The following is a 6776-nucleotide window of genomic DNA, read 5'->3' on the forward strand; positions in this document are numbered from 1 at the left end:
GGCCTGGCGGCAGGCTGCGCGGAGGCAGTGGCATGACGAGTTTTGCCGAGTGGATCGGCCGCAAGAGCGAGGAAGAGGACGTCGTTACGGAACGGCTCGTCGAGAGTTTCCATGCCGTGTTCGACCCTCATCTTGCCGTCGTGCCTTCCGGCGTAGCTCCTCTCGGTATTCACTGGTGCTTGGCGCCTTCGATCGCGCGGATGGCCGAACTCGGCCCCGACGGTCATCCGATGAAGAACCGTGAACTGCCGCCTGTGCCGGCGCCGCGCCGCATGTGGGCGGGCGGCTGGGTCGAAACCATCGATCCGTTGCGGATCGGCGATCGGGTGCGGCGCATTTCGACCATTGCCGACATTGCCCGCAAGGATGGGCGCTCGGGCGAATTGTGGTTCGTTGGTGTCGAGCGAGACTATGTCACCGAGCGTGGTGTGGCTGTGCGGGAACGCCACGACATTGTCTATCGGGAAGCGGCCCGTCAGTCTTTCCGCGCGACGGAGCGGCTGGCGCGCGACGAAGCGGAGCCTGCCCGACGATCGAGCCGAGACTGGTCGATCACGACGACGCCGACCTTTCTGTTTCGATACTCCGCCATCAGCTTCAACGGGCATCGCATCCACTACGATCTGCCGTATGCGGTCGAAACCGAGGGTTATGAAGGCCTGGTCGTGCACGCGCCGATCCAGGCGACATTGCTTCTCAACCTGGCAACTGAGGATGCGGGCGTGCCGCGTCGGTTCGTCTATCGCGGCGTGTCGCCAGCAATCGCCGGACACAAGCTCACAGCCCGCGCCGGTGCCGGCAAGGAGCGCGACAGCCTCTGGATCGAGGGGCCGTCCGGTCGCGTGTCGATGACGGCCAGCGCGGTCGGCCGTTTTGAAATCACCGGGCCGGCATAGCCGGCTTCATGCCTGGCCGGGACGGCTCCGGCTGAAGGCGAAAGCAAGCACTGGAGGAAATCATGTCTCACGATCTGCAGTTCTACATCGACGGCGCCTGGGTCGAGCCCGTCGAGCCGAGGCGGCTGGACGTCATCGATCCCTCGACGGAAGAGACGTTCGCGCAGATTTCGCTTGGCTCGAAGGCGGATGTCGACAAGGCTGTCGCAGCCGCCAGGCGGGCTTTTTCGAGCTACGGCTTCACCAGCGTGGCGGAACGGCTCGATCTCCTGAACCGGGTCATCGATGTCTACAAGAAGCGTAGCCGGGATCTTGCGCTCGCCGTGTCGCGCGAAATGGGTGCTCCAGGCGAGTTCTCGCTGGAATGGCAGGTCGGCATTGGCCTGGCGCATCTGAAGAAGACGGCCGAGGTACTGCGCGATTATCCGTTCCGGCAGACGAAGGGCCGGCAGATGGTGGTGCGTGAACCCATCGGCGTGGCGGGGCTTATCACGCCGTGGAACTGGCCGCTCAACCAGATCACCTGCAAGGTCGGGCCGGCCCTAGCTGTCGGATGCACCATGGTGCTGAAGCCGAGCGAGATCGCGCCGCTCGATGCCGTTGTCTTTGCGGAAATCCTCGACGAAGCGGGTGTGCCCAAGGGCGTCTTCAATCTCGTCAATGGCGACGGTCCGACGGTCGGCCAGGCGCTCGCCAATCATCCCGACGTCGACATGATGTCGTTCACCGGATCGACCCGTGCCGGCATCCTGGTGGCGAAGGCGGCGGCGGATACCGTCAAGCGCGTCAGCCAGGAGCTTGGCGGCAAGTCGGCGAACATCCTCCTGCCCGACGTCGATTTTTCGGTTGCCGTCGAGAAGGGTGTCGCGGGCTGCTTCGGCAACAGCGGCCAGTCCTGCAACGCGCCGACACGCATGTTCGTGCCACGCGACCGGCATGACGAGGTCGCCTCCATCGCCAAGGCTGCCGCCGAGAAGTTTGTCGTTGGCCCGGCCAATGCACCGGACATCGATCTCGGACCGGTGGTCAGCCAGATCCAGTTCGACAAGATTCAGGACCTGATCCAGAGCGGCATCGACGAAGGCGCGACACTTCTGACCGGCGGTCCGGGTCGTCCCGCAGGGCTGAACCGCGGCTATTTCGTGCGTCCTACAGTCTTTGCCGACGTGGCGCCGGAGATGCGTATATCGCGAGAGGAAATCTTCGGCCCGGTGCTGTCGATCCTGCCGTACGACAGCGTCGATCACGCGATCGAACTGGCCAACGATACGGTCTACGGGCTGGCGTCCTACATTCAGTCGAAGGATATCGAGAACGCCCGCAAGGTTGCGGCGCGCATGCGCACAGGCAATGTCCACATCAACTATCCCGCCTGGGACGCCGCGATGCCGTTCGGCGGCTACAAGCAGTCCGGCAACGGTCGCGAGTATGCCGAATACGGTCTCGAGGACTTCCTGGAGATCAAGGGCATAGCCGGTTACGAAGCCGCGTAGCTCATCAGATCCGGTGACGGGGAAGTGTTCCCCGTCACAATCCGATCCAAGCATTTTTCAATCGGGCATTGGTGACTGGCAAGCTGCCGATCCTCGTCGCCTGCTTCATTACCGTCATGCATCTGAACGCACTCAACAGCACGAGCTTTCGCCTCTATTTGACGGCAAACTTCGTTTCCGTGACCGGCATCTGGGTCAACCGGGTGGTGCTCGGCTGGTTCAGCTGGTCGCTGACGCAATCCGCGGCTTGGGTCGGGATCGTCTCTTTCCTGCTGTTTGCGCCGACGCTTTTTGCCGGCCCGTTCTTCGGCGTGCTGGCCGACCGCGTCGACATCAAGCGGGGCGCCCTCACGACCCAGGCGCTGCTCGGCATTCTGATGCTGGCGCTCGGCGTGCTGTTTGCGCTCGGCGTCCTCGATATCTGGATGCTGAGCGTTCTTGCGCTGCTGTTCGGCGTCACCTCCAGTGCCAACACGCCGATCCGCCTTACCCTCGTGCCGCTGATCGTTTCCCGCGAGGCGCTCGCCAACGCCATCACGCTGATCTCCATCAACTTCAACGCGGCGCGCCTGATCGGCCCGGCAGTCGGCGGCCTGCTTCTGGAAAAGACCGACCCGGGTGGCACGATCGCCGCGGCGATCCTGATGACCTTGCCGATGCTGGTGGCTTTGGCCTTTCTCCAACCGAGGACGCGTGAAGCCAGTGCTGCCTCCAAGGAGGGTATCGCCAGCCAGTTGGTCGAGGCATCGCGCCATATCTGGGCAAATACCTGGTTGATCCAGGCGATGACGATCACCACCATCACCGCGCTGGTGCCGCGCGGCCTGCTGGAGGTGCTGCCGGCGGTTGCCGACGGCATGTACAAGCGGGGCGCAAGCGGGCTTGGACAAATGCTCTCCGCCGTCGGCACCGGTGCGCTGCTCGCCGGAATTTCGATCACGCTGCGCAAGCGCACGACGCAGCATCTGGAGGAGCTGCAACGCAGCTATATCTGGATGGCCGCCGGCACCGCGGCGGTGGTCGTGATGGGCTTGATCCAGAACTGGTTTCTCGCGCTCGGCCTCGCAGCCTTGATGGGAGCGTCGGGGACTTTCACGGCGATCGCTGCCCAGTCCGTCATGCAGATCGAGACACCGGACGCCTATCGAGGAACCACCATCGGGCTCTGGCTTTTCGCCAGCATCGGCGGCAATGCCCTCGGCGCACTCGCCTTCGGCGGCATGGCGGATGCCGTGACCATGCCGGTGACCCTGCTTGTGCTGGGGGCGGTCGGGGTCGGTGCCGCCATGATCTCGTGGATGATGGCCGCACGCTCCTGGTAGCCGGCGTCCCATCAGCAGGTTTCGTCACACGGCTTTGCGAATTAGTTGTTTGACGATTCAGCCCAATCTTTCGACCATCGCGCCGTTCAGAAAGAAGCCCGAGCCAGCGAGCGGATTCAAGCGCCGCCACGGATGGGTACGTTCAGAGGAGGGAAAAATGCAGTCTCAAAATTCCGGTGGTACGATCAGCCGCCGCACGGCCTTCAAGACGGCCCTGTTGGGCGCGGCCGCCGCAGCTGTGGCCATGCCGCCATATGCCGCTGTTGCCGCTACCGAGAGCAAGGAAGATCCGGGCGTCGTGCCGACACCTTTGCCCAAGCAGAAGGCGCAGAAGGAAGGCTTGCTCGATGTCGGCGACGGTCATTCGATCTGGTATTTCGACACGGGCGGCGATGGCGAGGCGGTCGTTCTCTTGCATGCAGGCACCGGCAGCGGCGCGGTCTGGGGGTACCAGCAGCCGGTGTTCTCCGATGCCGGCTACCGTGTGATCGGTTATTCCCGCCGCGGTAGGCTGAATTCGAAACTGGGCGATCCGGAAAAACCCGGCACTGGAGCGGGTGATCTGCTCAAGCTGATCGACCATCTCGGCCTGAAGAAGGTCCATCTTGTCGGTACCGCGGCCGGTGGCATGGTGGCCACCGACTTTACCGTTTCGCATGAGGACCGTGTCCAGTCGCTGGTGCTCGCTAACACCATCGTCGGCGTCACCAATGACGACTACCGCGCCATCTACAAGCTGATCTATCCGGAAGGGTTCGACGATCTGGCCGGCGACTTCAAGGAGCTCAGCCCATCCTATCGTCATCTGGACCCACAGGGTCACGCGGCATGGCTCGAGCTGGAACACAAGGCCAAGATCGGCGAGATGAAGAGCCAGGGTTACGCCAACAAGGTGGTATGGGATCATCTCGCAGCCTGGAAACTGCCGGTATTGGTGATGACCGGCGATGCGGATCTCTACACGCCGCCGTCGATGATGCGCATCCAGCACAGCCACATCCCCGGTGCCGAGAAGTTCGTCGTTCCGGAGTGCGGGCACTCTGCCTATTGGGAACGCCCGGAGGTCTTCAACCGGGTCGTGCTCGATTTCATCAAGCGCAATGGCGCGACGCGGTAGAGTGCTTCCGCATCGCTAGAGCGGAGCAGGGCAGCGAAAATGGTGCTTTCCTGACCTCGATCTCAGGCAAGTTGCGATCGCTTCTCTACAAGAGGTTGGCATGAAGGCTGACTGGTGGCGATTCATCCGTCGGCCTGCAAAGGCTAGAAAAATCTGGAGCAGGTGGTTGGTGATCATCGCACAGAGCCAACAGGTTCGTTATGGACAAACCGCGCATCATGGTAGCCAAGCTCGATCAGGACGGCCATGATCGCGGCGTCAAGGTCGTCGCGTCCGCTTTTGGAGATGTCGGTTTCGAGGTCATCGCCGACCCTGGAGGAGGCCGCAGAGCTTGCCGTGAAATCGAAGTCCATGTCGTCGGCATGTCTTCGCTCACGGCCGGGCACAAGACACCCGTGCCTCAACGCGTCGAGGCGCTGAAGAGGCGAGGCGCGGGGACGTTCTCGTGGTGGTCGGCAGGGTCATTTCGCGACAGGACTATCAGTTCTACGAGGCTCAACGCGTTGCGATTGAGGCGGAGCTTTCAGCGCCGCCGGAAGAGGCGATCGTTGGGGCCGCCGCGCTGCGTCGATACGAGGAGCAAGTGGCTGATCTGCATGCCGTGTCCGAAGCCTGATAGCGCATGCAACGGTTATCCCGCAAAGCGATGGGTTCAGGCTCGAATTGCAAGGGAGATTGGCGCTTCTGATGCAAGCCCCGAAAGTCTACCCCAACATGCGTATCGCCGTGTCGGGGGATCGATGGTAGCGGGAGACCGCTACCGCCGATCCCCCCGATCGGATGAGCCACTGTTTGCTCTTCGAATTGGAGCGTAAGCAAACGCGTTGTTTGGCCACCTCTGAACGTGGCTGTCGACAGGTGACTTCACTATTTGCTCTTCGAAAAATTGCATAGGGCATCGGTGCGAATCGAAGCTGCAGCAATCCTGTGGACATTTTTACTGGCATAACACCTTCGTCATGTGCGTATGAGTGGCCTTAGCTAACTTCCGCTCAACCGGACACGGAGGGGCTGATGAGTCGGTTGTGGCTTTGCGCGGCGTTTGTCGTCGCGGGGTTTTTCGGTGCGAGCAGTTTCGGGCTTCCGGATGGATATGGCGGCCAGGCTTTTGCGCAGACGCAGCCCGGGACGGCATCGAGCGGCACCTCCACGATCTCAGGCAGCGGTGGCTTCGGCAATGGCGGTGCAGGCTTTGGAGCGGCGGCAGACGGCAAGGCCACAGATGGCAAGTCAGGCGGATCGGCGGCAACATCGTCAGCCAAGGATGGCAGTGGCGATGGGCTGAAGGCAGGAACCGGCGGGCAGGCCGATGGCAAGGCCTCTGCCCAGGATCGCAATCCTGACGCGGCTTCCAAGATCGGCAATGGTTCGACCAACACGGCCGAAGACAAGGCCACGAGCGACAAAAGTGGAGATGCCGCCAAGGCGGATGCGAAGGCGGCGGCTCCGGAAGCTGCTGCGGCCATGGCTGCAGCAACCTCAGCCAGCGGCACGGTCGGCCAGGATCCGGAAGCGATCGGAGCGCCCGCCAAGGTGGACCTGCCCAACCGGGCCTCGAATGGCAGCCTCGGTTATTCGATCGACATCGATGTGCCGGCCTTCCGCGGTCTCGAGCCGAAGCTGTCGCTGACCTACGATTCCTCCCGCAAGACCAAGCTCGGCGGGCTCTACCAGGGCTGGCTGGGCTATGGCTGGGGGCTGGACGGCATCGATGTGATCGAGCGGGCAAGCCCCGGCTATGGCATGCCGATGTTCGACAGCTCCGATGTGTTCCTGCTCAACGGCATGCCGCTGGTTGCCTGCGGCCCCGGCGTGTCCTCGCCTTCGTGCACGGCAGGCGGCACCCATGCCACCGAGAACGAATCCTATCGGCGTATCAAGCTGCTCGGATCGGAATACAGCAGATACTGGGAAGTCACAGACCGTGACGGAACGGTCTCGACCTTCA

General features: G+C 62.7%; 5 protein-coding genes and 1 pseudogene. All 6 read left to right on the forward strand.

Translation table 11 applies throughout. The features are described 5' to 3' along the window. Nucleotides 1–32: 32 nt before the first annotated feature. Complete coding sequence (locus tag AO692_RS24990) at nt 33–896, forward strand: MaoC family dehydratase N-terminal domain-containing protein (protein WP_054312770.1); 864 nt, start codon at nt 33–35, stop codon at nt 894–896. Nucleotides 897–958: 62 nt separating this feature from the next. After that, nucleotides 959–2389, forward strand: coding sequence for an aldehyde dehydrogenase family protein (locus AO692_RS24995; RefSeq protein WP_054312771.1), 1431 nt, complete (start codon nt 959–961; stop codon nt 2387–2389). Between the two features lie 71 nt (nt 2390–2460). Then, nucleotides 2461–3711 (forward strand): MFS transporter, encoded by a 1251-nt coding sequence (locus tag AO692_RS25000; protein ID WP_152979961.1) that lies wholly within the window; start codon nt 2461–2463, stop codon nt 3709–3711. Nucleotides 3712–3868: 157 nt separating this feature from the next. Next, nucleotides 3869–4828, forward strand: coding sequence for an alpha/beta hydrolase (locus tag AO692_RS25005; protein WP_054312773.1), 960 nt, complete (start codon nt 3869–3871; stop codon nt 4826–4828). A gap of 206 nt (nt 4829–5034) precedes the next feature. Continuing rightward, a pseudogene (locus tag AO692_RS33945) lies at nt 5035–5315 on the forward strand (cobalamin-dependent protein); the annotation flags it as partial. A gap of 527 nt (nt 5316–5842) precedes the next feature. Beyond that, nucleotides 5843–6776 (forward strand): SpvB/TcaC N-terminal domain-containing protein (locus AO692_RS25015; RefSeq protein WP_054311349.1); only part of this gene is annotated, 934 nt, incomplete at its 3' end.

This window comes from Mesorhizobium sp. 1M-11 (assembly GCF_001303895.1).
GTDB lineage: Bacteria > Pseudomonadota > Alphaproteobacteria > Rhizobiales > Rhizobiaceae > Mesorhizobium.

Bases quoted from the DNA above. Each gene is read 5' to 3' on its own strand.
- AO692_RS24990 (WP_054312770.1), top strand. From the start codon at position 33: ATGACGAGTTTTGCCGAGTGGATCGGCCGCAAGAGCGAGGAAGAGGAC.
- AO692_RS24995 (WP_054312771.1), top strand. From the start codon at position 959: ATGTCTCACGATCTGCAGTTCTACATCGACGGCGCCTGGGTCGAGCCC.
- AO692_RS25005 (WP_054312773.1), top strand. From the start codon at position 3,869: ATGCAGTCTCAAAATTCCGGTGGTACGATCAGCCGCCGCACGGCCTTC.